Annotated in this window: 21 protein-coding genes and 1 riboswitch; of the genes, 12 read left to right on the top strand and 9 right to left on the bottom strand. The window is 39.0% G+C overall.

All coding sequences use genetic code 11. The features are described from left to right. Positions 1 to 36 precede the first annotated feature (36 nt). From yidD to ytzI, 3 genes are read right to left on the bottom strand one after another with little or no spacing between them, the layout of a single operon-like run. Positions 37 to 270: a membrane protein insertion efficiency factor YidD gene (yidD, locus tag NST76_RS16680; RefSeq protein WP_036123166.1), complete on the bottom strand. Its 234-nt coding sequence runs from the start codon at positions 268 to 270 to the stop codon at positions 37 to 39. Continuing rightward, positions 267 to 428, bottom strand: coding sequence for a hypothetical protein (locus NST76_RS16675; protein ID WP_180957787.1), 162 nt, complete (start codon positions 426 to 428; stop codon positions 267 to 269). Before NST76_RS16675 ends, yidD begins: the two co-directional genes overlap by 4 nt. A gap of 30 nt (positions 429 to 458) precedes the next feature. After that, positions 459 to 605 carry a YtzI protein gene (gene ytzI, locus NST76_RS16670; protein ID WP_271910751.1) on the bottom strand — a complete coding sequence of 49 codons (147 nt, stop codon included), beginning with the start codon at positions 603 to 605 and terminating at the stop codon, positions 459 to 461. Positions 606 to 742: 137 nt separating this feature from the next. Here ytzI and NST76_RS16665 point away from each other — a divergent pair, with 137 nt between their 5' ends. After that, positions 743 to 1060, top strand: coding sequence for a hypothetical protein (locus tag NST76_RS16665; protein WP_016992524.1), 318 nt, complete (start codon positions 743 to 745; stop codon positions 1058 to 1060). Between the two features lie 401 nt (positions 1061 to 1461). On the opposite strand, the gene NST76_RS16660 is transcribed toward NST76_RS16665, so the two are convergent. From NST76_RS16660 to NST76_RS16645, 4 genes are all read right to left on the bottom strand, one after another. Next, a complete protein-coding gene (locus tag NST76_RS16660; RefSeq protein ID WP_342535045.1) occupies positions 1462 to 2142 on the bottom strand; it encodes an AroM family protein in 681 nt (226 codons plus the stop codon). Continuing rightward, positions 2139 to 3281 (bottom strand): amidohydrolase, encoded by a 1143-nt coding sequence (locus NST76_RS16655; protein WP_342544172.1) that lies wholly within the window; start codon positions 3279 to 3281, stop codon positions 2139 to 2141. The genes NST76_RS16660 and NST76_RS16655 overlap by 4 nt, the downstream gene beginning before the upstream one ends. Further along, entirely contained in the window at positions 3278 to 4348 is a 1071-nt protein-coding gene (locus NST76_RS16650; RefSeq protein WP_036118719.1) for an amidohydrolase family protein, read from the bottom strand. Before NST76_RS16650 ends, NST76_RS16655 begins: the two co-directional genes overlap by 4 nt. 62 nt (positions 4349 to 4410) lie before the next feature. Then, a complete protein-coding gene (locus tag NST76_RS16645) occupies positions 4411 to 6012 on the bottom strand; it encodes an ABC transporter substrate-binding protein (protein ID WP_141905357.1) in 1602 nt (533 codons plus the stop codon). A 216-nt stretch (positions 6013 to 6228) separates the two neighbouring features. On the opposite strand from NST76_RS16645, the gene NST76_RS16640 reads away from it, so the two are divergent. The 10 genes from NST76_RS16640 (at position 6229) to NST76_RS16595 (ending at position 15653) form a co-directional block, all read left to right on the top strand. Then, the gene (locus NST76_RS16640; protein ID WP_036118726.1) at positions 6229 to 7191 is read left to right on the top strand and encodes an ABC transporter permease; all 963 of its coding nucleotides are present in this window, start codon (positions 6229 to 6231) and stop codon (positions 7189 to 7191) included. Positions 7192 to 7193: 2 nt separating this feature from the next. Next, complete coding sequence (locus NST76_RS16635) at positions 7194 to 8060, top strand: ABC transporter permease (protein ID WP_058845041.1); 867 nt, start codon at positions 7194 to 7196, stop codon at positions 8058 to 8060. A gap of 17 nt (positions 8061 to 8077) precedes the next feature. Beyond that, complete coding sequence (locus NST76_RS16630) at positions 8078 to 9100, top strand: ABC transporter ATP-binding protein (RefSeq protein ID WP_036118732.1); 1023 nt, start codon at positions 8078 to 8080, stop codon at positions 9098 to 9100. Beyond that, positions 9084 to 10091, top strand: coding sequence for a dipeptide ABC transporter ATP-binding protein (locus NST76_RS16625; protein WP_036118734.1), 1008 nt, complete (start codon positions 9084 to 9086; stop codon positions 10089 to 10091). The genes NST76_RS16630 and NST76_RS16625 overlap by 17 nt, the downstream gene beginning before the upstream one ends. Before the next feature lie 50 nt (positions 10092 to 10141). Continuing rightward, positions 10142 to 11095 carry a DUF1177 domain-containing protein gene (locus NST76_RS16620; protein ID WP_036118738.1) on the top strand — a complete coding sequence of 318 codons (954 nt, stop codon included), beginning with the start codon at positions 10142 to 10144 and terminating at the stop codon, positions 11093 to 11095. Next, complete coding sequence (locus NST76_RS16615) at positions 11088 to 12356, top strand: ArgE/DapE family deacylase (protein ID WP_342544170.1); 1269 nt, start codon at positions 11088 to 11090, stop codon at positions 12354 to 12356. The genes NST76_RS16620 and NST76_RS16615 overlap by 8 nt, the downstream gene beginning before the upstream one ends. 135 nt (positions 12357 to 12491) lie before the next feature. Continuing rightward, positions 12492 to 13253, top strand: a complete 762-nt coding sequence (locus NST76_RS16610; protein WP_036118741.1) for an IclR family transcriptional regulator — start codon at positions 12492 to 12494, stop codon at positions 13251 to 13253. A gap of 11 nt (positions 13254 to 13264) precedes the next feature. Beyond that, a complete protein-coding gene (locus NST76_RS16605; RefSeq protein WP_342544169.1) occupies positions 13265 to 14188 on the top strand; it encodes an aminopeptidase in 924 nt (307 codons plus the stop codon). A gap of 237 nt (positions 14189 to 14425) precedes the next feature. Beyond that, positions 14426 to 14893 (top strand): NUDIX domain-containing protein, encoded by a 468-nt coding sequence (locus NST76_RS16600; RefSeq protein WP_036118781.1) that lies wholly within the window; start codon positions 14426 to 14428, stop codon positions 14891 to 14893. Next, positions 14877 to 15653 carry a prolyl oligopeptidase family serine peptidase gene (locus tag NST76_RS16595; RefSeq protein ID WP_036118745.1) on the top strand — a complete coding sequence of 259 codons (777 nt, stop codon included), beginning with the start codon at positions 14877 to 14879 and terminating at the stop codon, positions 15651 to 15653. Before NST76_RS16600 ends, NST76_RS16595 begins: the two co-directional genes overlap by 17 nt. 91 nt (positions 15654 to 15744) lie before the next feature. Here the strand turns inward: NST76_RS16595 and NST76_RS16590 are convergent, their stop codons facing one another. Then, positions 15745 to 16701 carry an alpha/beta hydrolase gene (locus NST76_RS16590; RefSeq protein WP_342544168.1) on the bottom strand — a complete coding sequence of 319 codons (957 nt, stop codon included), beginning with the start codon at positions 16699 to 16701 and terminating at the stop codon, positions 15745 to 15747. Positions 16702 to 16786: 85 nt separating this feature from the next. Beyond that, entirely contained in the window at positions 16787 to 18373 is a 1587-nt protein-coding gene (gene pckA, locus NST76_RS16585) for a phosphoenolpyruvate carboxykinase (ATP) (RefSeq protein ID WP_036118749.1), read from the bottom strand. A 389-nt stretch (positions 18374 to 18762) separates the two neighbouring features. Next, positions 18763 to 18881, top strand: a riboswitch (SAM riboswitch). Between the two features lie 257 nt (positions 18882 to 19138). Here pckA and metK point away from each other — a divergent pair. Further along, positions 19139 to 20335 carry a methionine adenosyltransferase gene (gene metK / locus NST76_RS16580; RefSeq protein ID WP_058845047.1) on the top strand — a complete coding sequence of 399 codons (1197 nt, stop codon included), beginning with the start codon at positions 19139 to 19141 and terminating at the stop codon, positions 20333 to 20335. Positions 20336 to 20384 lie beyond the last annotated feature (49 nt).

Genomic DNA, 20384 nt, shown 5'->3' with positions numbered 1-20384 from the left:
CTTAAAAAAGTACAAGAAAAAAATGCCCTCCGAAAGTTAATTCTTTTTCGAAGGCCATTTTTCAGGCACAGGATCAAAGCCACCAGGATGAAACGGATGACACTTCGATATACGTGTAATGGTTAAGATGGAGCCTTTCAATGCTCCATGCTTTTGAAAAGCTTCCAGCCCGTAAGAAGAACAAGTAGGATGGAAACGGCAAGTTGGTGGCGTCATAGGTGAAATGAATTTTCTATAAAACTGAATGAGCCAAATAAAGGGGTATTTCATCGTTGTTCTTCCTCTTGCTGAGACGTCATTTGTTCAGGTTTTGGATCAATAGTTTGTGTAAAGATATGATTTTTTTTCTTCAAAATAATAATGACAGAAAGACCAAACATTAACATCATCATGGCAATCATAATGATAATTGGTAAAGGTACACCCATTGCTTTCACTCCAAATTCAATAAATTATGATTAGTTATCCTCTTGATGATAGTTTTGCTGTGGTTTTTCATCAATAGTATGTTTAAAGGCATAGGCACGGTTGACACTGATAATCGTCGCAATAGTGATAAAGATAACAATGATAACTGCGACTATTAAGAGCGTAGTTAAACTCATAGTATTCACTCCGTTCTTTGTTCATCATACCTATTATAAATTATGTGGTTCTATTAATTGTGAAGGAAGTTTGACATTAAAGCGAATAAAACAACTCCGTTCTCTCCATACTATGGAAAAAGGAGTGAATCATAAAGATGGATCGTCAGCGCGTATATTTTTCACTTGCCAATAGAACCTATTATACAAATCCTTATGCTGGGCCGTGGAATTTTGAACTGAATGTAGATCGACAGGCATTAGATGTATTTGAGAGAATCTTTCAGCAAATGCAGCTGCTAGAAATTTCAAATGCATGGCGTGCACAATTACCGTATATACAGTATCACTTAGACAGGGAAAATGATGAAATCGATAAGCGATTAATGAAAATTTATGCACTCGTTCATGAATATGGGGATGATGACACAAAGGCATTTGTTGAGCAGCTTCCTTATTTCAATAAACGTGTCTAGCGGAACGGGAAAAGGGCACTGCATCGGCAGTGCCCTTTTTCATAGTGTTGAAAAACAAAACCATCCATAGAATTTATGTTAAAGGTGAAAATGGATTTCCATGGCAGGCTACTTGCTTTCCTGTGGGCGAGCCGCTTCATGCAGGGGCGCTCGCCCACGGAGTCAAATAGCCTCCCAATCCATAAAAATATTTCTTTTTAGCAAGGTTTTCAAATAAAGTGAGGGTATTCACTACTCTTTATGGAGGGGTGCTGTCACTCATCACTTCTCCACATGGTTGATGAGACCCTGTGAGTGAAGCGGCTCATCGGGCATTCCCTGGAAGGGACGCTGGCGGAACGGAAATCAACCCTCGCCTTTCAAAATGGTTGTTTCTGCTGTTGACATCACCTTTTTTACCATTAACAAATGGCCTTTAAAACCGTAAATACTGCTTCTCTAGGAACAATGACGGGAATAGTGAGTTGATCTTTAATCATGTTTTTCATTGTTGTGGAATAACCCATACAATCAAGAATGAGCAAATCAGCTCCTTGATATTCTAATAGCTGTGCTTTTGCTAATAAATGTTGTGCATTAAAATGATAGGGTGAGCTAGCTGAAAAGGTGACAACGAACTGTGCACTTTGCCATTTCTCCGCAACAGTTTGTTGTTGCTCAGGCTCAGGGCCTATTAAACCAAGTGCTAATTCTGTTTGTAACCCTTTCACTAAATTTGTCATCATGCGATCAGGTAGTAACAGGTTTTTACATGACAGCTTATTCGTAAAATCTCCTGTACACATAAGCAAAACCCAAGTGAATTCATGTAAATCATCAATGCATGTCTGAATATAGGGCATCAGCTTTTGTTTACTTAGCTTGACTTGTTGTCCATTTGTCAAAAGTGTTACTAAAACATCTGTGTCTTCACTAGAGGGTGAAAGGGAAGTGATTTCGGCTGGAGAGAGTGAATCCAGTACGCCAAACTCATGAATATGTAAACCAGATGCTCTTAATTGCTGAATATCCTCCGCCATATCTTTGCGAGGCGCTTGACCAATTGTGACTACGGCAATTTTTGAATGTTTCAATAAGCTCACTCCGCTTCGTAATATTTTTGTCCATTGACATACGTTTGTAAGACCTTTGCTTCTGTTTCAAAAATAGGGTGTGACCAAACAACAAAATCAGCATCCTTGCCTTCCTCAAGGCTGCCAATGCGGTGATCTAGCTGTACAAGCTCAGCGGCATTTATTGTAATACTTTTTAAGGCGGTGTCCTCATCTAAACCATAGCGAATAGCTTCAGTAGCACAATATTTTAAGTACTGAATTGGTACGAATGGATGGTCTGTCATGATGGCAAATGGGATATTATGCTCTTTAAAAATGGCTGCAATCGCTGGTGTAGAATTACGTGTTTCATATTTAGATGGGGTTAACATATAGGGCCCAAGTGTCGCATGAAAGCCACTGTTCTTTACCGCATCGACTATTAAATAGCCTTCTGTGCAATGCTCTAAATGGAGCTTCACATTAAATTCTTTAGCAATTCTTATAGCTGTCATAATGTCATCTGCTCTGTGACAATGAAGGCGAAGGGGCATGTCACCTCGTAGCACTTCAATGAATGGACGCAACTCTGAATTTTGTTTAATTTGCTCAGCTCGTTGTTGTTCATTCAGTTGACTTGCACGTTGGAAACCATCACGTAAAAGCTGGGCAATGGCCATGCGAGTCCTTGGCTTTCGTTTGTATTGATTGCCAAAAACATTCTTTGGATTTTCTCCTAACGCGCCCTTTAAACCGCTTCGTTCTACTAAAACACGAGAGGGAAGAGTGGGCCCTGCTGTTTTAAGAATACTCCAAATGCCCCCAATGACATTGGCACTACCTGGACCAGTTTGTACAGTCGTCACACCGCCTTCTAACGCATGTTGGAAGGAAAAGTGTCGGATATCTACACTATCTAGAGCGTGCATAAGAGGTGTAAAGGGCTCGCTATATTCATTAGCATCATTAATGTCTTCAGTAACCTCTGCCCATGTCCCAACATGGGCGTGAATATCAATTAAGCCTGGTGTGACATAAGCTCCCTGAAGATCGACTAACTCTGCTTGAGGAGGATAATCTTTGGCTGGACCGACATAGACTATACGTCCATCTTCGATCCATAACTGTTCAAAAATATCATTTTGTTCATTGACTGTGAGAAACTTTGCATGATGATAAATAATCATTCTGAGAACCCTTCTTCCCTTGCATAAACTTTTGTTCCTTTAATAAAAGTAGCTACAACCTGTGCATCTAAATTTAATGGATGCTTATCCCATATGACAAAATCAGCTAGAAGGCCATCACGAATAGTGCCAGTTTTATGAGCGATTCCAAGGAAATTAGCAGCTCCTGTTGTTAGTGCATACAGAACATCCTGACGTGTCAGCCCTTCTCTTACAGCTAAGCAACCTTCTAATGTTAGGTGAGAGGTGCTACTAACAGGATGATCCGTACAAAAAACAAACGGAGTATGTTGTTGGGACAACTGGCGGTATAGTTTTGGTGATAATGCCATCATCTCGTTATGCTCGATATATCGAAACGTTGGGCCAGCAATGACCGTATTGAAGGATGTCCCTTGAAGCAGTGAAGCTTCAGTGCCGTGAATAATATGAAAATCAAAAGTAGACTTAAACTCTTGTTGAAGACGGTCAATGAATTCAAGATCCACAGCTTTATGTGCCCGTATGACAATTTTCTTAATTAAAGGTTCTTGCTGCTGAATCTGTTGCAATGTTTCTCTTAAAATTTTGGCAATCCCCATACGGGTTAGTGGCTTTCTCTTTTCAGCGAAAAAAGTGCTTTTTGCTTGGTGTCCAATGGAGAAGGAATAAGCAATATCTTTGGCAATGACCATTTCATCAACCGTTGTATGTGTATGATGAATAATAGCTGTTTTTGCACCGACCAAGCTTTTAGGGGAGGGAACGATATGAGAGGCTGTCACCCCATGGGAGATAGCTTTTTGAAAGGCAGCATCGAATGGATAAATGCCATCAACTACAGAATAGTCCAGATGTGAGTCAAATTCATAGCTATCATCTCCCTCCCAACGAATCCCTATTTCAGCTAAGCCAATTTGTGAACAACTGTCGATAAGGCCAGGTGTAATATAATAGCCATCTAAATCGATGTCTATTTCAGACGTTGTAGAAGATGGAGCAAAGTATTGCCCCTGTACTTGAAATGACTGTTTGTTAAAGCTACGTGTCTCAGAGTTAAAAACAAGTCCATTTATATATCGAGTCATGGGATTAAATCTCTCCTTATGAAGAGAAAAGCGGAGACAAGCATCTCCACTTTTCCAGTTAATTATTTAGAAATGGATACGTTCGTACCGTTTGGATGTACAATTTGTACGGAGTTGTCAGTAGAAACCTCAAAGCCCTGTACTTTTTTGTTTACACCTGCAACGGTTTGTGTTGCTTCTAATTCAATACGCGGAACATCTGCTAAAATCAGTTTTAATGCTTCTTGGTATAATTTAGCACGTTCTTCCTGTACCACTGTTTCAGATACGGCACGCTCTAATAATTTATCTACCTCTGGGTTGCTATAGCCTTTCCCATTACCTAACGCACCGATTTGATTTGTGTGGAATAATTGATATAGGAAGAAATAAGGATCTGGATACCAAGTCCAGCCACCAATATTCATTGGAGCGTTCCCTTTTGCAACAGTATCACTGTAAGTACCCCATTCAAGCACTTTAATTTCCACATCAATGTTTAAGTTTTTCTTTAATTGACTTTGGAAAATCGTTGCGTAAGGCACACGTGCTTCTGATACATAAATCTCTGTTTTGAAGCCATCAGGATAACCAGCCTCTGCTAGCAATTTTTTTGCTTCTTCTGGATTATATTTTGGTACTAAATCAACTAATGATTTATCATATCCCCATGAACCTGGTGGTAATGGTAAATAAGAAACATCACCGCCACCCCATTGGTTAACACCAGAAATGATTTCCTCAACATTTGTTGCCATATAAAGTGCCTCGCGAACACGTTTGTCAGCAGTCGGACCAACTTTGTTGTTAAGGTCAAGATAAACAATAGATAAACCTGGATTCGTTAAAAGCTCAAGGTTGCTATCTTGGTTAATAATTTCTCTGTTTTGGCCTTTGACATCCATGGCAATATCTATATCACCAGAACGTAATGCATTTGTCATCATATTTTGATCGGAGATAAACTTCATGGATAAATTATCAACGTGAGGTTTTTCACCCCAATAATTGTCATGGCGAACTAGTTTTACTTCTTGGTCTTTTTTCCATTCTGTTAACTGGAATGGGCCTGTACCAATGAAGTGTTCTGAGAAGTTATCGCCCCAGCCTTCAACCTCTTCTTTTGGAATAATGATATTTCCTGCATCCGTTAGCATAGCAAGAAGGGCAGCATTCGGTGTAGTTAAGTGAATTTCTATTTCATAATCTGACAACACTTTAACTTCTGTCACACCACTTAAACGATTCATAGCGGATTCTTTGGCGGAGCGCTCTAAAGAATATTTCACATCTTCCGCTGTCATTTCACGGCCATCCTGGTATTGCCCCTTTTGGAATTTCACACCCTCACGTAATTTGAACGTATAGACTAACATATCATCTGACACTTTCCATTCTGTTGCTAAAGAGGGGATGATATCTGATAGATCTTTGTTATAAACAACTAAAGTATCACCCATTTGACGCATAACTTGCGATTCATAAACCCCTGTATATTTGATAGGGTCAAATGTTTTGGCATTGGCTGAAAGACCAACATTTAATTTGCCACCTGAAGTGACTTCTCCATCTTTTTCATTTGAAGAATTACTTTTTTCTGTGTTCCCACCACAAGCTGCTAAAACACCAATTAATAAAGTTAAAAAGAGTAGTAGTAAAGGTTTTTTTACGTTTATCTTCTTCATCTGCATAAGCCTCCTTTATTTTGTTTCACAATATGAACCGTTGATTCAAAAATGATAGGTTCGAATTAAAATTAGCACATTTGTAAATAGAAAGTAAATATAAAATTAAAAAAATTCAGAAAAAATATATTTACAAATAATTATCACATGGTGTAGTATGTGGTTATTCACAATATGAACCACTGATTCTAATAATGAAAAGGAGGTCTTAATAAGATGGGCTCATTTATTTTAAAAAGGTTAGTCAACCTTATCCCGACACTGCTAGTAGTAGGAATCATCGTCTTCATTATTACGCGAATGATTCCAGGTGACCCAGCTTCAGTAATGCTTGGGCCACAAGCCAGTGTGGAAGATGTAGAGAATTTAAGAGAAGAGCTAGGATTAAATAAATCAATGCCTTCGCAATTTATTTCATATGTAGGAGACTTAGCACAGTTAAATTTAGGATATTCCTATTCTTATAGTGAGTCTGTCATCGGGCTTATTATAGAAAGATTCCCTAACACAGTGATACTAGCATTGGCAGCCTTGTTTATAGCGGTTGTGGTCGGTATCCCAGCAGGAATATTAGCTGCTAGAAAGCAAAATACAATCATTGATTATATTGTCATGCTTGTATCATTAGTTGGTGTATCCATGCCCATTTTTTGGTTGGGGATCATGCTTGTTTTATTCTTTAGTGTCAATCTTGGTTGGTTCCCAGCCACTGGAATGGGCAACATCAGTGATGGTCTATGGACCTATTTGAAACATTTAATTTTGCCAGCATTTGCATTAGCAACGATTCCAATGGCGACATTTGCACGGATTACCCGTTCAAGCATGTTAGAGGTTATTTCGCAAGATTATATTAAAACAGCTCGTTCTAAAGGCATTAAAGAATATTTAGTGATTGGTAAACATGCCTTTAAAAATGCGCTAACACCTATTTTAACGGTATTAGGGATGCAGATATCCAATTTACTGGGGGGAGCGGTTTTAACAGAAACGATTTTTAGTTGGCCTGGAATGGGGCGACTAATTGTAGATGCCATTGATAAACGTGATTTTGTTGTTGTACAAGGTACTGTTATTTTCATCGCATTTATCTTTGTACTTGTTAACTTAGTAGTGGACGTGCTTTATAAAGTTGTCAATCCTAAGGTCAATTTAGAATCGGATGGAGGGAAAAAATAACAATGACTCAAGCAATCGTCAATGAAACAAGAAAAAGAAATACGTTGTTGCGCAAGTTGCTAAAAAATAAATTAGCGACAATTGGGTTAGTCATTGTCACCTTGATGGCCATTGTTGCAATTTTTGCACCATTGATTGCTACCCATCCACCAAATGAAATGATTGTCGGTAAATCATTTTTACCAATGAACACAGAAGGGCATTTGCTAGGAACGGATAATTATGGACGTGATTTGTTTAGTCGTTTAGTTTACGGTACACAAATATCGATGATTGTCGGCATTGCAGCGGTGCTATTTGGAGCTGTGTTTGGAACATTATTAGGGTTAGTGGCAGGGTATTTCGGTGGTCGCATTGATTCGATCATTATGCGTACGATGGATGGTCTTTTTGCATTCCCATTCATTTTACTTGCTATTACACTAATGACGGTATTAGGGCAAGGACTTGTCAACGTTATTGTTGCTATTGGTGTTGCAAACATTCCAGGGTTCGCAAGACTTGTTCGTGGTCAGGTTTTAAGTGTAAAAGAAGAAGAATTCATCGAAGTGACGCATTCTCTAGGTGCTACACATAGTCGAATTATTTTTAGCCATATATTACCGAACTGTTTAGCTCCTTTAATTGTTTATGGAACGATGAGTACAGCGGGCGCTATTATTTCGGAGGCGGCACTGAGCTTTTTAGGATTAGGAGTTCAACCGCCAACAGCTTCGTGGGGTAGTATTTTAAAAGATGGTAAAGATTTTTTAGTATTAAATCCTCAAATGGCGACATTTTCAGGAATCTGTATTTTATTAACAGTTCTTGGTATTAACCTTTTAGGAGATGGATTACGTGATGCGTTAGATCCGAAAATGAAAGTTTAATGGAAGGGGGTGGAGTCATGACTGAACGTTTACTAGATGTAGAAAATTTAACAGTAGAATTTAAAAGTGGCGGCTCTACAATGAAAGCTGTCAATGGAGTAAATTTACAATTAAATAAGAAGGAAACACTAGGGATTGTTGGAGAATCAGGGTCGGGAAAAAGTGTTACAGCCACTGCTCTCATGCGTTTAATTCCATCTCCGCCAGGAAAAATAACGAATGGAAAAATTGACTTTAATGGTCGTGATTTAATTGGCATTTCTGAAAAAGAAATGCGCAATGTGCGAGGTAATGATATTTCAATGATTTTCCAAGATCCTATTACAAGTTTGAATCCTGTATTAACAGTGGGCAATCAAATTATTGAAGTCATCCAAGCACATGAAAAGATCTCGAAGAAAGATGCCGCTATCAAAGCTGTCGATATGTTAAAAATGGTTGGTATTCCCGAGCCAGAGAAACGATTAAAAATGTATCCTCACGAATTTTCAGGAGGCATGCGTCAGCGTGTCATGATTGCTATTGCTCTTGCTTGTAACCCGAAACTACTCATTGCTGATGAGCCAACAACTGCACTGGATGTAACTGTACAAGCTCAAATTCTTGATTTAATGAAAAAATTACAACAAGACCATGATACAGCCATCATTATGATTACACACGATTTAGGTGTGGTTTGGGAGTTATGTGACAAAGTAAATGTTATGTATGCAGGTCGAACAGTTGAGTCGACTACAACAAGACAGCTCTATGAAAAACCTTTACATCCTTATACGTGGGGATTATTAGAGTCTCAAATTACAATGGGCACACAGGAGCAACAAAGATTGCCAGCCATTCCAGGTAGTCCACCGGATTTAACAATGCCACATAGCGGCTGTCACTTTTCATCACGTTGCCCTTTAGCAACAGATATTTGTCGTCATACAGTACCCGACTTAGTGGAAGTGCAGGACAACCATTTTGTAGCCTGCCATTTACAAGCGAAAAATCAAATTGTCGCAAGGAAGGAGGGAATTTTTAATGCAACAGCACAATGAACTTGTTTTAAAGGTAAGTAATTTAAAAAAGCATTTTCCCATTAAAAGTTCAATCCCTTTTAAAAAATCAACACAATTTGTGAAAGCAGTAGATGGCGTCAGTTTTGAATTATATAAGGGCGAAACACTTGGGATTGTAGGTGAATCAGGTTGTGGGAAATCGACGGTTGCTCGTTTAATCAACCAGCTGATTTCTCCAACAGAGGGAATCGTAGAGTTTAAGGGTACGGATTTAGCAAGCTTAAATACAAAGGATATTCGCTCTGCTCGAAAGTCGATACAAATGGTTTTCCAAAATCCATATGCATCACTCGATCCTCGAAAAACGATTGAATATCTCATTGCCGAGCCATTAGTCATCCATGGTATTGGTGATGAAGCATCACGTAAAAAGCGTGTTATTGAATTACTTGAAACAGTAGGATTAAGTGCTTATCATGCAAAGCGCCATCCACATGAATTTTCTGGGGGACAAAGACAACGTATCAATATTGCTCGTGCCCTTGCGCTTAATCCAGATATTGTTGTATGCGATGAACCTGTTTCAGCATTAGATGTTTCTGTACAAGCACAGGTAATCAATCTATTAAAAGACTTACAGAGAGACTTCGGTTTAACATATATTTTTATTTCACATGATTTAAATGTTGTGAATTATATGTGTGATCGGATTGCCGTCATGTACTTGGGTAAAATTGTGGAAATCGGGACATATAAGGAAATTTATGAGAACCCTCAACATCCCTACACACAAGCCTTATTATCGGCAATTCCTAAGGAAAATCCCTTTGATAAAAAGGACCGTATTATTTTATCTGGAGATGTTCCCAGTCCAGTAAATCCACCGAGTGGCTGTGCATTCCACAAGCGTTGTCGTTTTGCTACAGACAAATGTGCAGACGTCCAACCGACACTCGATACTGTGACAGCTACACATCAAGTTTCTTGTCATTTATTTTCGTCGATACAGCAAGAAGTGTCGACGACTTAGAGCAGAAAGTAATTGAATAAATTATAGAAGTAAAAAGGAGCGGACTGATTATGTCATTGAAGCATGTTATTGAATTATACGAGGTAATGGATAATTTCCATGTTAACGGAGAAACGATTAAAGCCTATTTACACAGCATTGATCCAACAGCAGATGTGAAGATCAAAACGATTAAAGGTGAAAGTGGCTCAACGGATTTTGTGCGTGTACTAGTGAAAGGAAAGCAAGGAAAATCCTCTGGTGGTCAGGCACCGACGTTAGGCATTATTGGTCGTCTCGGTGGTATTGGAGCACGTCCTGAAATGACAGGCTTTGTATCAGATGGAGATGGAGCACTAGCATGTATGGCAGGTGCAGCCAAAGCCATTGATATGGCGTTAAAGGGTGATCAGTTAGAAGGAGATGTTATTTTCTCAACGCATATTTGTCCAACAGCACCCACTTTGCCACATGAGCCAGTGCCATTTATGAACTCTCCAGTGGATATTAGTGTCATGAACGAAAATGAAGTGGAAGAAACAATGGATGCCATTCTATCAATCGATACAACGAAAGGCAATCAAGTATGTAACCATAAAGGGTTTGCCATTACGCCAACAGTCAAAGAAGGTTACATATTAAAAATCAGTGATGATTTATTGCACGTTTACACACAAGCAGCAGGAATTTCTCCAGTTGTACTACCGATTACCATGCAAGACATTACACCATATGGCAATGGTTTATTCCATATTAATAGTATTTTACAACCAGCTGTGGCAACAACAAGCCCTGTTGTAGGTGTGGCTATCACAACAGAATCTGTCGTGGCAGGCTGTGCAACAGGCGCCACACATGTAACAGATGTAGAAAATGTAGTTCGATTTGTATTAGAAGTAGCAAAAACGTATGGAGCTCATAAATGTTCCTTCTTTGACGAAAAGCAGTTTACACATATGAAAAATTTATATGGAAGCATGCATCATCTACAAACGAAAGGAAAAGAGGTATATACACATGAATGATTTACAAGTACTCAAAGCGCAATTATTAGAGGCAGTTGAAAAGCATCAAGATGAACTGATTGCATTTTGTTCGAAACTCATTCAAATTCCTAGTGTCAATCCTCCAGGAGATACGACTGAAATAACTGCTTTTATCGAAAACTATTTACAGGATGTTGGCATTACTTATCAAAAATACGAAGCTGCAGATAAAATGTTTAATTTAGTAGCTTCTATTGGGAGTGGTGAGGGAAAGGAACTCATTTATTGTGGTCATACAGATGTTGTTCCTGTTGGTGATTTATCAAAGTGGGAATTCAATCCATTTTCAGGGGAGGTGAAGGATGGCTGGATGCTGGGCCGTGGTGCAAGTGATATGAAAGCTGGTTTAGCTGGTATTATTTTTGCAACAAAGCTACTAAAGAAATTGAATATTGAATTACCAGGGAAACTAACATTGGCGATTGTGCCAGATGAAGAAACAGGCGGCGAATTTGGTGTTCCGTGGTTGTTAGAGCGAGGTTTTGTGCAAGGAGATGGTTGCTTAATCGCTGAGCCTTCTTCACCGCTAAATCCAACCATTGGGCAAAAGGGTTCTTATTGGTTTGAATTAGAGGTTCGTGGGGAACCTGGACATGGAAGCCTATCACCTTTAGCTGGGAGAAATGCTATTGTCGATGCCATTCGAGCTATTCAAGAGATTCGTACACTATGGGATTTGGAAATTACGATCCCAGAAGAGGTACTGCCACTTATCGAGGTATCTAAAAAATACATGCGAGAGGTGGAAAAAGATCGTTTGAAATATCAAGAAGTTTTAGAGAAAATTACTGTAAATATTGGTACAATTGAGGGAGGTACGAAGTCCAACGTAATCCCAGATTATTGCAAGGTTCAGGTCGATTGTCGCTTACCATTCGGTATTACACAAGAAGAAGTAACAGAAATTTTGAAACATAAACTAGATGGTTTGGCTATTGATTATTCAATCAAACGTTTTGGCTTCAAAAGTGTAGCAAATTATACGCCTGCCGAAAATCCTGTATGCCAATCCATTGTGGAAAATATTTCATTTGTAACAGGGCAAGAGGCATATGGCGTTATGCAATGGGCAAGTAGTGATGCTCGACATTTCAGACAATATAATATTCCTGTATTGCAGTACGGCCCAGCCTATTTACCAAGTATTCATGGTTACAATGAAAAAGTGCGTGTTGAGGATATCGTACGCTGTGCAAAAGTATATATTACTGCTGCTGTTGATTTCCTATATCAAAAGTAAGAGATTAGCTACTCTCTTACTTTTGATAAAGTGATATCAGGTGCTGACGGCTGCTAAATCTGTCGCTTATTTCCCCCTTTAAGAGAAAGATTTGCAGCCGTTTGTACAGATAAATAGATCAAAAGGATGAGAGATATGCTAAAGACGTTAAATTTATCAATTGCGGTTTTAAAAATGTTTACAAAAGAAAAGCCCATATGGGGTGGAAGAGAGTTAGCAATGGCGATGAATATGAATCATACAAATTTATATCGCATTCTTGAAACCTTTGAAAATAATGGGTTTATTACAAAAGATCCTGTAACAAAAAAATACTCACTCGGTATTGCTTTATGGGAGATTGGTATGAATATGTATGATTCATTAAACATAGATCAGCTATGTATGCCGGTTCTTGAGAAATTAAAGGATGTCACAGGCGAAACAGCTATTTTTACTGTTCTGAATGGACTGGAAGCGTTAACATTACTAAAAGCCGAACCTGTTAATAAGGTGAAATTTACTGTTTCAAGAGGAAGTAGATCCCCACTTTATGTAGGGGCATCCTATCGTTCGATGCTTGCTTTTCTAAATGAAGAGCAAATTGCCAAGGTGATTGACGAGCCTTTAACAGCCTATACGAATAATACGATGACAGATGCTAATGAAATACGAGCAGAGCTGGAAAAAATTCGTGCGTGTGGTTATGCACTCAGTAACAGTGAATATTCTGTTGATGTACTGGCACTTGCCATGCCCATATTCAATAGTGAAGATCAGGTCGTAGCCTCCATTACTGTTTCTGGACCAATCTATCGTTTTACGGAACAACGTGTTCCAGAAGTTTTAGAACCATTAAAAGAGGCGAGAAATGAAATAGAAGGAATTATTCGTAGATATCATTTGAATTTTAATTAAGGAGTTTTATTATGCAACATTTACATGATATTGCACTTACTATACTAAAAGGTAATCTAAATGTTCAATCATCTGAAACACTGTTAATCTTAACAGATATTCATAAGCAAGATATTGCGCAAATCTTTTATAAAGCTGGGCAATCTATTACAGCGAAGACAATGTTGATGGTAATGCCGCTATTAGATAAATCTGGACAGGAGCCAATCCAAGCTGTTTCGACGCTGATGACGAATGTCGATGTCACGCTTTGTATTACCTCGCACTCATTAACACATACAGCTGCTCGTAAAAACGCCTGTGAACAGGGTGGCCGAGTGGCGACAATGCCAGGTGTTACAATGGATATGCTAGAGCAAGGTGCGCTACATGCAGATGCACAGGAAATAGAAGATATGGTAGAAAAATATGTTCATTTACTTGATGCAGCAAAAAATATTCGCATTGACAAAGACGGGCATACATTAACGTTTAGTGTAGAAAATCGTTTGGGAATTCGTTCTACAGGTGTTATACGCCAAACTGGAGAGCATGGGAATATCCCTTCTGGAGAATCTTATATTGCACCACTAGAAACATCTGCGAATGGAGAGATTTTAGTGGATGGTTCGATTGCTAATATAGGTGTTTTAAAGGAGCCATTATTATTAAAAATCACGAATGGTCGTTTAGAGGAGGCAATCGGTCCTGATGGTCCTCAATTACTTGCTTTACTTGGTGAAGGAAATGGTAGAATCATTGCAGAGTTTGGCATCGGAGCGAATAAAAGTGCCATCCTATGTGGTAATGTACTAGAGGATGAGAAGGTGTATGGGACAATCCATATTGCATTTGGTAGTAATAAGCCATTCGGTGGAGCAAATATGGCTGATGTCCATATTGATTGCGTTGTGAAAAACCCCACTGTCTATTTCGATGGTCAGCAAGTCATCTAAGGAAAAGCGTGTCTTCATATGAAGCACGCTTTTTTTGCTTTACCTCACTATAGCTTACAGTTGCTTGTCTTTGTAGGATTACACTATAGTTAACATAGATAAGCTAGAGGAAAGGAAACATTTTGCATCTAGCATTCCGTTAAACTAGGAACCAACATTAGATCCTGTCCATAAAATAGGAGCAAAGAATAGGTATAGCTTCTATTGGTCATCAAGAAAGAACGTGAGGTTGAAAATATGCTAACATTTACAGATTTACATGGTCTACAAGTAGATTTGAGTTTTTCAAGAGGGGAATTTGAAGTCGAGCCAAAGCACGTCCTTGTTTTGTTAAAGCATGAAAATAAATGGCTATGTACTATTCATAAACGACGTGGTGTAGAGGTGCCAGGGGGCAAATTAGAGCAAGGTGAAACTTTAGAGGAGGCGGCTATTCGGGAAGTTTTCGAAGAGACGGGTGTCCGTGTGAAAAATCTCCAATGGTTCGCAGAATATGCCGTTCATGATGCCATTGTGTTTTGTAAATCTGTTTTTACTGCACAATTTTTAACGCAGGAAGACATTGAATTTGATTTAGAAACATCGGGTATGCTTTGGCTAACGGATGAAGAATTTGCTCATCATCCTAATTTAAGCTTTCATATGAAGGATGAGGGTATGAAGAAAATGCTGGAGGAGTTGAAAGACCGTGACATACAATGGTGAAATTGTGGAAAAACGTGCCTATCCCTCACCGAATCCAGCCATACGACTAACAGAAATAACCTATCTATCACAAGGCTTACGTATAAAAGGATTATTAGCAGAGCCAAAGGCAGAAGGTACATATGATGGTTTTTTATATTTAAGAGGGGGCATGCAAAGCATTGGGATGGTAAGACCTTCACGTATTGCCCAATTTGCTGCACAGGGCTTTATCGTTTTTGCCCCATACTATCGTGGAAATCGTGGTGGAGAAGGCCGTGATGAGTTTGCAGGAGCAGACCGTTATGATGCTGTTTATGCCGTAGATGTTCTCAAGCAATATTGTAATGACAATATACATGTTTTTGGTTTTTCTCGTGGGGGAATTATGGCTCTTTGGACAGCCATTTTAAGAAAGGATATTACCTCGGTCGTCACATGGGCAGGTGTTTCGGACGCAACAGCCACTTATTGGGAACGTACGGATATGCGCAGAATGATGAAGCGTGTAATTGGCGGAACACCGAATCGTGTACCAGAAGCATATGATGCGCGAACCCCACTTTTCGAGATAGAGCAGATCACTGCGCCTGTATTAATCATACATGGCTATCGTGATGAAAATGTAGATATCGAACATGCCAGACAACTAGCCTTTTTTTTAGAAGATGCGAATAAATCATACGAAACCTGGTATGATCCAGACCATGCACATCAATACCCACCAGCAAAAAATCGTGAAACCGTCCGTGCACTTTGTGAATGGATGAAACAGCAATGAATGATAAAAAAATACCCCCTTCCTTAGCATAGCTATCCGCTTCAGGCAAGATAGCTATGCTAAGGAGTAGGGGGCAATAAAGGGGTGATGATTATTTCATGTTACTTTCTAAAAATTGTTGTATGGTAGCCCAGTAAAGCTCGCTTGCAACACTTTCTGCGCCACCATGCCCAGCTCCCTCAACAATCAACTTTTGCTTTGGTACATTTGCCGCTTCATATACTTCATTCAACATGGTAGATGGAACGAACGTATCGTTGTCTCCATGAATAAACAACATGGGTGTCTTCGATTTTGCCACTTGTTCAACTGCACTCGCTTCACCTAATGTATAGCCTGCTTTTAGTTTCGTCACTACAGAAGAGAAATGCATGATTGGAAATGCAGGTAAGTGAAAGATTGCTTTCAACTGATAGGAAAATTCATCCCATACTGAAGAATAGCCACAATCCTCAATGATTGCTTTAACGTTTGTTGGTAAATTCTCTCCTGAAGCCATCATGACAGTGGCTCCACCCATCGAAACACCATAAAGAACAATTTCAGCGCTCTCATTTAAGCTGACAATGTGATTGACCCATGAAACAACATCAAAACGATCATGCCAGCCCATGCCAATATAATCTCCTTCACTTTTACCATGGCCTCTCGCATCTGGAATAAGTACATGATAGCCCATATCATAAAAATGTCTAGCATACTTTGTCATTTGTGCGCCTTCGCTTGAATAGCCATGAAAGATGATAGCCCATTTGTCAGTGGGGTGATCATTCTGGATGGAGTAAGCATGGAGCTTTAGCGAATCATAGGATTGAAGCGAAGCATCTTCATATTGCTTATGAAACCATTGCTCAGTTGTTTCTTTCTCTTTAGCTTCCTGAGGATTGACAGCTATTACATTATGAGGTGCATCTAGCACTGCTGTTTTATCAGTGTCAGGATTTAATGCCAGATTATAAAAGTAATTTCCTGCAAAAAAACCAGCGCCAACAAATAAAGCTAACAACATTATAAGAATAGAAAATAGTATTTTATATTTTTTTGTCATATGTATCTCCCTAATACTAGCTACCTTCAAGGTAAAGAAAAAGAGAACGAATGAATTCGTTCCCTTTGATTCTTGTGTCTAGTCGTTATTTTAATGGGCCACCAAGTGTAGTAATGGCATCAGAAACGTTTGAGAATTTCTTGAAGTTTTCGTTGAATAAGCCTGCAAGTTCAGCAGCTTTCGCATCATATGCAGCTTTATCTGCCCATGCTTCACGAGGATTTAACACTTCTGACGGTACACCTTCAACTGCTGTTGGAATGTGTAAACCGAAGACAGCATCTTGTGTCGTTTCAACATTTGTTAATTTTCCGTCGATTGCTGCACGTACCATTGTGCGTGTGTAAGACAGCTTCATACGGCTACCTGTACCATATTCGCCACCAGTCCAACCAGTGTTCACTAGGAATACTTGTGCACCATGCTCGTCAATTTTTTGACCTAACATTTCTGCGTACACTGTTGCTGGAAGTGGAAGGAATGGAGAACCGAAGCAAGTAGAGAATACTGGTTCTGGCTCTGTTACACCGCGTTCAGTTCCAGCAAGCTTAGAAGTGAAACCGCTTAGGAAGTGGTACATTGCTTGCTCTTTTGTTAATTTACTGATTGGAGGTAATACGCCAAACGCATCAGCTGTTAGGAAGATGATTGTTTTTGGATGACCTGCAACAGAAGGATCAACAATATTTTCGATGTATTGGATTGGATAAGCTACACGTGTATTTTCTGTTAATGAACCATCATCATAGTCACAAATACGAGTTTCTGGATCAACAGCTACGTTTTCTAAAACAGAACCGAAGCGGATTGCATTGTAGATTTCTGGTTCTTTCTCAGCAGAAAGGTTGATTGTTTTTGCATAGCAGCCACCCTCAATGTTGAATACACCATTATCAGACCAGCCGTGTTCATCGTCACCAATTAGCTTACGATCTGGATCAGCGGATAATGTCGTTTTACCAGTACCAGATAGACCGAAGAATAATGCCACATCGCCAGCTTCACCAACGTTTGCTGAACAGTGCATTGAAAGGATACCTTGCTGTGGTAATAAGTAGTTCATGATACCAAAAATAGATTTTTTCATTTCACCAGCATATTCAGTACCACCGATTAAGATCATTTTCTTTTCAAGTGATACAATGATGAAAGTTTCAGAAGCAGTACCATCAACTGCAGGGTCTGCTTTAAAGTTAGGAGCAGAGATGACAGTGAAGTCTGCAACATGAGAAGCTAATTCTTCTTCAGTTGGACGGATAAATAATTGATGAGCAAAAAGGTTGTGCCAAGCGTATTCATTAATTACTTGGATGCTTAATTGTGAATCTTTGTCAGCACCTGCGAAGCCTTTAAATACGAATAACTCGTCACGTTCTTTTAAATATTTTATTACTTTTACATATAAGTTATCGAACACTTCAGAAGAAATCGGTTGGTTGACTTTACCCCAGTCAATTTGATCTTTTGTGCTTTCTTCTTCTACCGTATATTTATCTTTAGGTGAACGACCAGTGTATTTGCCAGTTTCTGCACGAACTGCGCCATCTACTGTTAACATTGCTTCACCACGAGATGTAGCTTTTTCTGCTAATTGTGGTACTGAAAGTTGAACATTAATGTTACCGCCGTTTAATAATTCCTTCAGTTCGTTTGCAATTTCTACTGAATTCATCGATTAAATACCATCCTTTTTTATAGTATTCCCTTGATTTAGAGGGATTTTTTCTTAATTTCAAAAATAGTATAACACAATTGCTTAAATAATCTATACTAATTAAGAAATTATTTTAGAGTTTTTATCACTTTTCAATAAACTGACAAAAAATAATGTTTTTCGAGTAGAATCCGATCAATCCTACTGTAATTAGGCGCAAAAATTGAGCCACACATATGTTACCACAAGTAGCTAGGTATGTTGTAGGGATTAATTTGCTTCTATTTACATCATCATCCAAGTATGGAAAGTTTTTGTGTAATCAGTTCCTTCCTTTCTATACAGTAATACATAAGAAAATATTTGACAACGTTCAACCTTTTCAGTAACATGAAATTGAACGGATACTCTTATCCCGAGCTGGTGGAGGGTCAGGCCCTGTGAAACCCGGCAACCTGCATGTTTTATTTCACAACATGCGTTGGTGCCAACCTGATGCAAGGGAACATCCCTTGAACGATAAGAGTGAAAGGTTACGAAGTCATTATTCCTTTCCTCATGTGCAGTAACGTGAGTAAAGGATTTTTTTATTGCTAAAAAAGAATGTAAAGGTAAGTATATGTAGTTCTTTCCTTATTATAATGACAGATCTTTCGAAATCCTCGTGTTAAAAGCAGCAGTAACGGCTTGAGAGTTCAATCCTTAGGAGCGGACTTGACATGGGTAATGAGTACCGTATTCATACACAACTACTTTTTGTAAGAGTAATAGGAGGAAAACCAAATGACAAACCGTCGACTGTTTACATCAGAGAGTGTAACAGAAGGACATCCAGATAAGATTTGTGACCAAATCTCGGATGCCATTTTAGATGCTATTTTAGCAGAAGATCCAAATGCACGTGTAGCGTGTGAAACAACTGTCACAACAGGATTAGTATTAGTAGCAGGAGAAATAACTACTTCTACTTACGTTGATATTAAAGGTATCGTTCGTGATACTGTAGCAGAAATTGGCTATACACGTGGTAAATATGGCTTTGATGCTGAAAATCTAGCGGTGCTTGTAGCTATTGGCGAACAATCGCCTGATATTGCACAAGGTGTTGACCAAGCTTTAGAGGCTCGTGAAGGCTCTATGACAGATGCTGATATTGAAGCAATTGGTGCTGGTGACCAAGGTCTAATGTTTGGTTATGCATGTAATGAAACACCTGAACTAATGCCATTGCCAATCAGCTTAGCACATAAATTAGCACGCCGATTAACAGAAGTTCGTAAATCAGGTGAATTAGCGTATTTACGTCCTGATGGAAAAACACAAGTAACGATTGAATATGATGACAATAATGTACCTGTGCGAGTGGATACAATTGTTATTTCAACACAACATGATGAAGAAGCAACACTTGAACAAATTCAAGCTGATCTGAAAGAATTTGTTATTGCACCCGTTGTGCCAAGTGAATTATTAGATGCAAACACGAAATACTTTATTAACCCGACTGGCCGTTTTGTTATCGGTGGACCTAAAGGGGACGCTGGTTTAACAGGACGTAAAATCATTGTTGATACATACGGTGGTTATGCACGTCACGGTGGTGGCGCATTCTCTGGTAAGGATGCAACAAAGGTAGACCGTTCAGCGGCTTATGCGGCACGTTATGTAGCAAAAAACATTGTAGCAGCTGGCTTGGCAGAACGTGCTGAGGTACAACTTGCCTATGCGATTGGTGTGGCTCAACCAGTTTCCATTGCGGTTGACACATTTGGTACAGGTAAAGTGAAAGAAAGCGCAATCGTAGAGTGGGTACGTGAGCTATTTGATTTACGTCCAGCAGGTATTATTAAAATGCTAGATTTACGTCGTCCGATTTATAAACAAACGGCAGCTTATGGTCATTTTGGTCGTACAGATTTAAATGTACCATGGGAACAAATCGATAAAGCAGATGCTCTACGAGAAAAGGCACATCTATAAACTATTGAGCTAAAGTAATGAAGACATTAGAAAATTATTCTGATGTATT

Origin of the sequence: Lysinibacillus sp. FSL W7-1291 (assembly GCF_038593415.1) — a bacterium.
GTDB lineage: Bacteria > Bacillota > Bacilli > Bacillales_A > Planococcaceae > Lysinibacillus > Lysinibacillus fusiformis_D.
This window is presented reverse-complemented; position numbering and strand designations above follow the sequence as displayed.

Excerpts from the sequence above, each read along its gene's own strand:
- NST76_RS16655 (WP_342544172.1), bottom strand. The coding sequence starts at position 3,281 with ATGATTATTTATCATCATGCAAAGTTTCTCACAGTCAATGAACAAAAT.
- NST76_RS16630 (WP_036118732.1), top strand. The coding sequence starts at position 8,078 with ATGACTGAACGTTTACTAGATGTAGAAAATTTAACAGTAGAATTTAAA.
- NST76_RS16625 (WP_036118734.1), top strand. The coding sequence starts at position 9,084 with ATGCAACAGCACAATGAACTTGTTTTAAAGGTAAGTAATTTAAAAAAG.
- NST76_RS16645 (WP_141905357.1), bottom strand. The coding sequence starts at position 6,012 with ATGAAGAAGATAAACGTAAAAAAACCTTTACTACTACTCTTTTTAACT.
- NST76_RS16600 (WP_036118781.1), top strand. The coding sequence starts at position 14,426 with ATGCTAACATTTACAGATTTACATGGTCTACAAGTAGATTTGAGTTTT.
- NST76_RS16635 (WP_058845041.1), top strand. The coding sequence starts at position 7,194 with ATGACTCAAGCAATCGTCAATGAAACAAGAAAAAGAAATACGTTGTTG.
- NST76_RS16590 (WP_342544168.1), bottom strand. The coding sequence starts at position 16,701 with ATGACAAAAAAATATAAAATACTATTTTCTATTCTTATAATGTTGTTA.
- pckA (WP_036118749.1), bottom strand. The coding sequence starts at position 18,373 with ATGAATTCAGTAGAAATTGCAAACGAACTGAAGGAATTATTAAACGGC.
- metK (WP_058845047.1), top strand. The coding sequence starts at position 19,139 with ATGACAAACCGTCGACTGTTTACATCAGAGAGTGTAACAGAAGGACAT.
- NST76_RS16615 (WP_342544170.1), top strand. The coding sequence starts at position 11,088 with ATGAATGATTTACAAGTACTCAAAGCGCAATTATTAGAGGCAGTTGAA.
- NST76_RS16665 (WP_016992524.1), top strand. The coding sequence starts at position 743 with ATGGATCGTCAGCGCGTATATTTTTCACTTGCCAATAGAACCTATTAT.
- ytzI (WP_271910751.1), bottom strand. The coding sequence starts at position 605 with ATGAGTTTAACTACGCTCTTAATAGTCGCAGTTATCATTGTTATCTTT.
- NST76_RS16610 (WP_036118741.1), top strand. The coding sequence starts at position 12,492 with ATGCTAAAGACGTTAAATTTATCAATTGCGGTTTTAAAAATGTTTACA.
- NST76_RS16640 (WP_036118726.1), top strand. The coding sequence starts at position 6,229 with ATGGGCTCATTTATTTTAAAAAGGTTAGTCAACCTTATCCCGACACTG.
- yidD (WP_036123166.1), bottom strand. The coding sequence starts at position 270 with ATGAAATACCCCTTTATTTGGCTCATTCAGTTTTATAGAAAATTCATT.
- NST76_RS16605 (WP_342544169.1), top strand. The coding sequence starts at position 13,265 with ATGCAACATTTACATGATATTGCACTTACTATACTAAAAGGTAATCTA.
- NST76_RS16650 (WP_036118719.1), bottom strand. The coding sequence starts at position 4,348 with ATGACTCGATATATAAATGGACTTGTTTTTAACTCTGAGACACGTAGC.
- NST76_RS16675 (WP_180957787.1), bottom strand. The coding sequence starts at position 428 with ATGGGTGTACCTTTACCAATTATCATTATGATTGCCATGATGATGTTA.
- NST76_RS16620 (WP_036118738.1), top strand. The coding sequence starts at position 10,142 with ATGTCATTGAAGCATGTTATTGAATTATACGAGGTAATGGATAATTTC.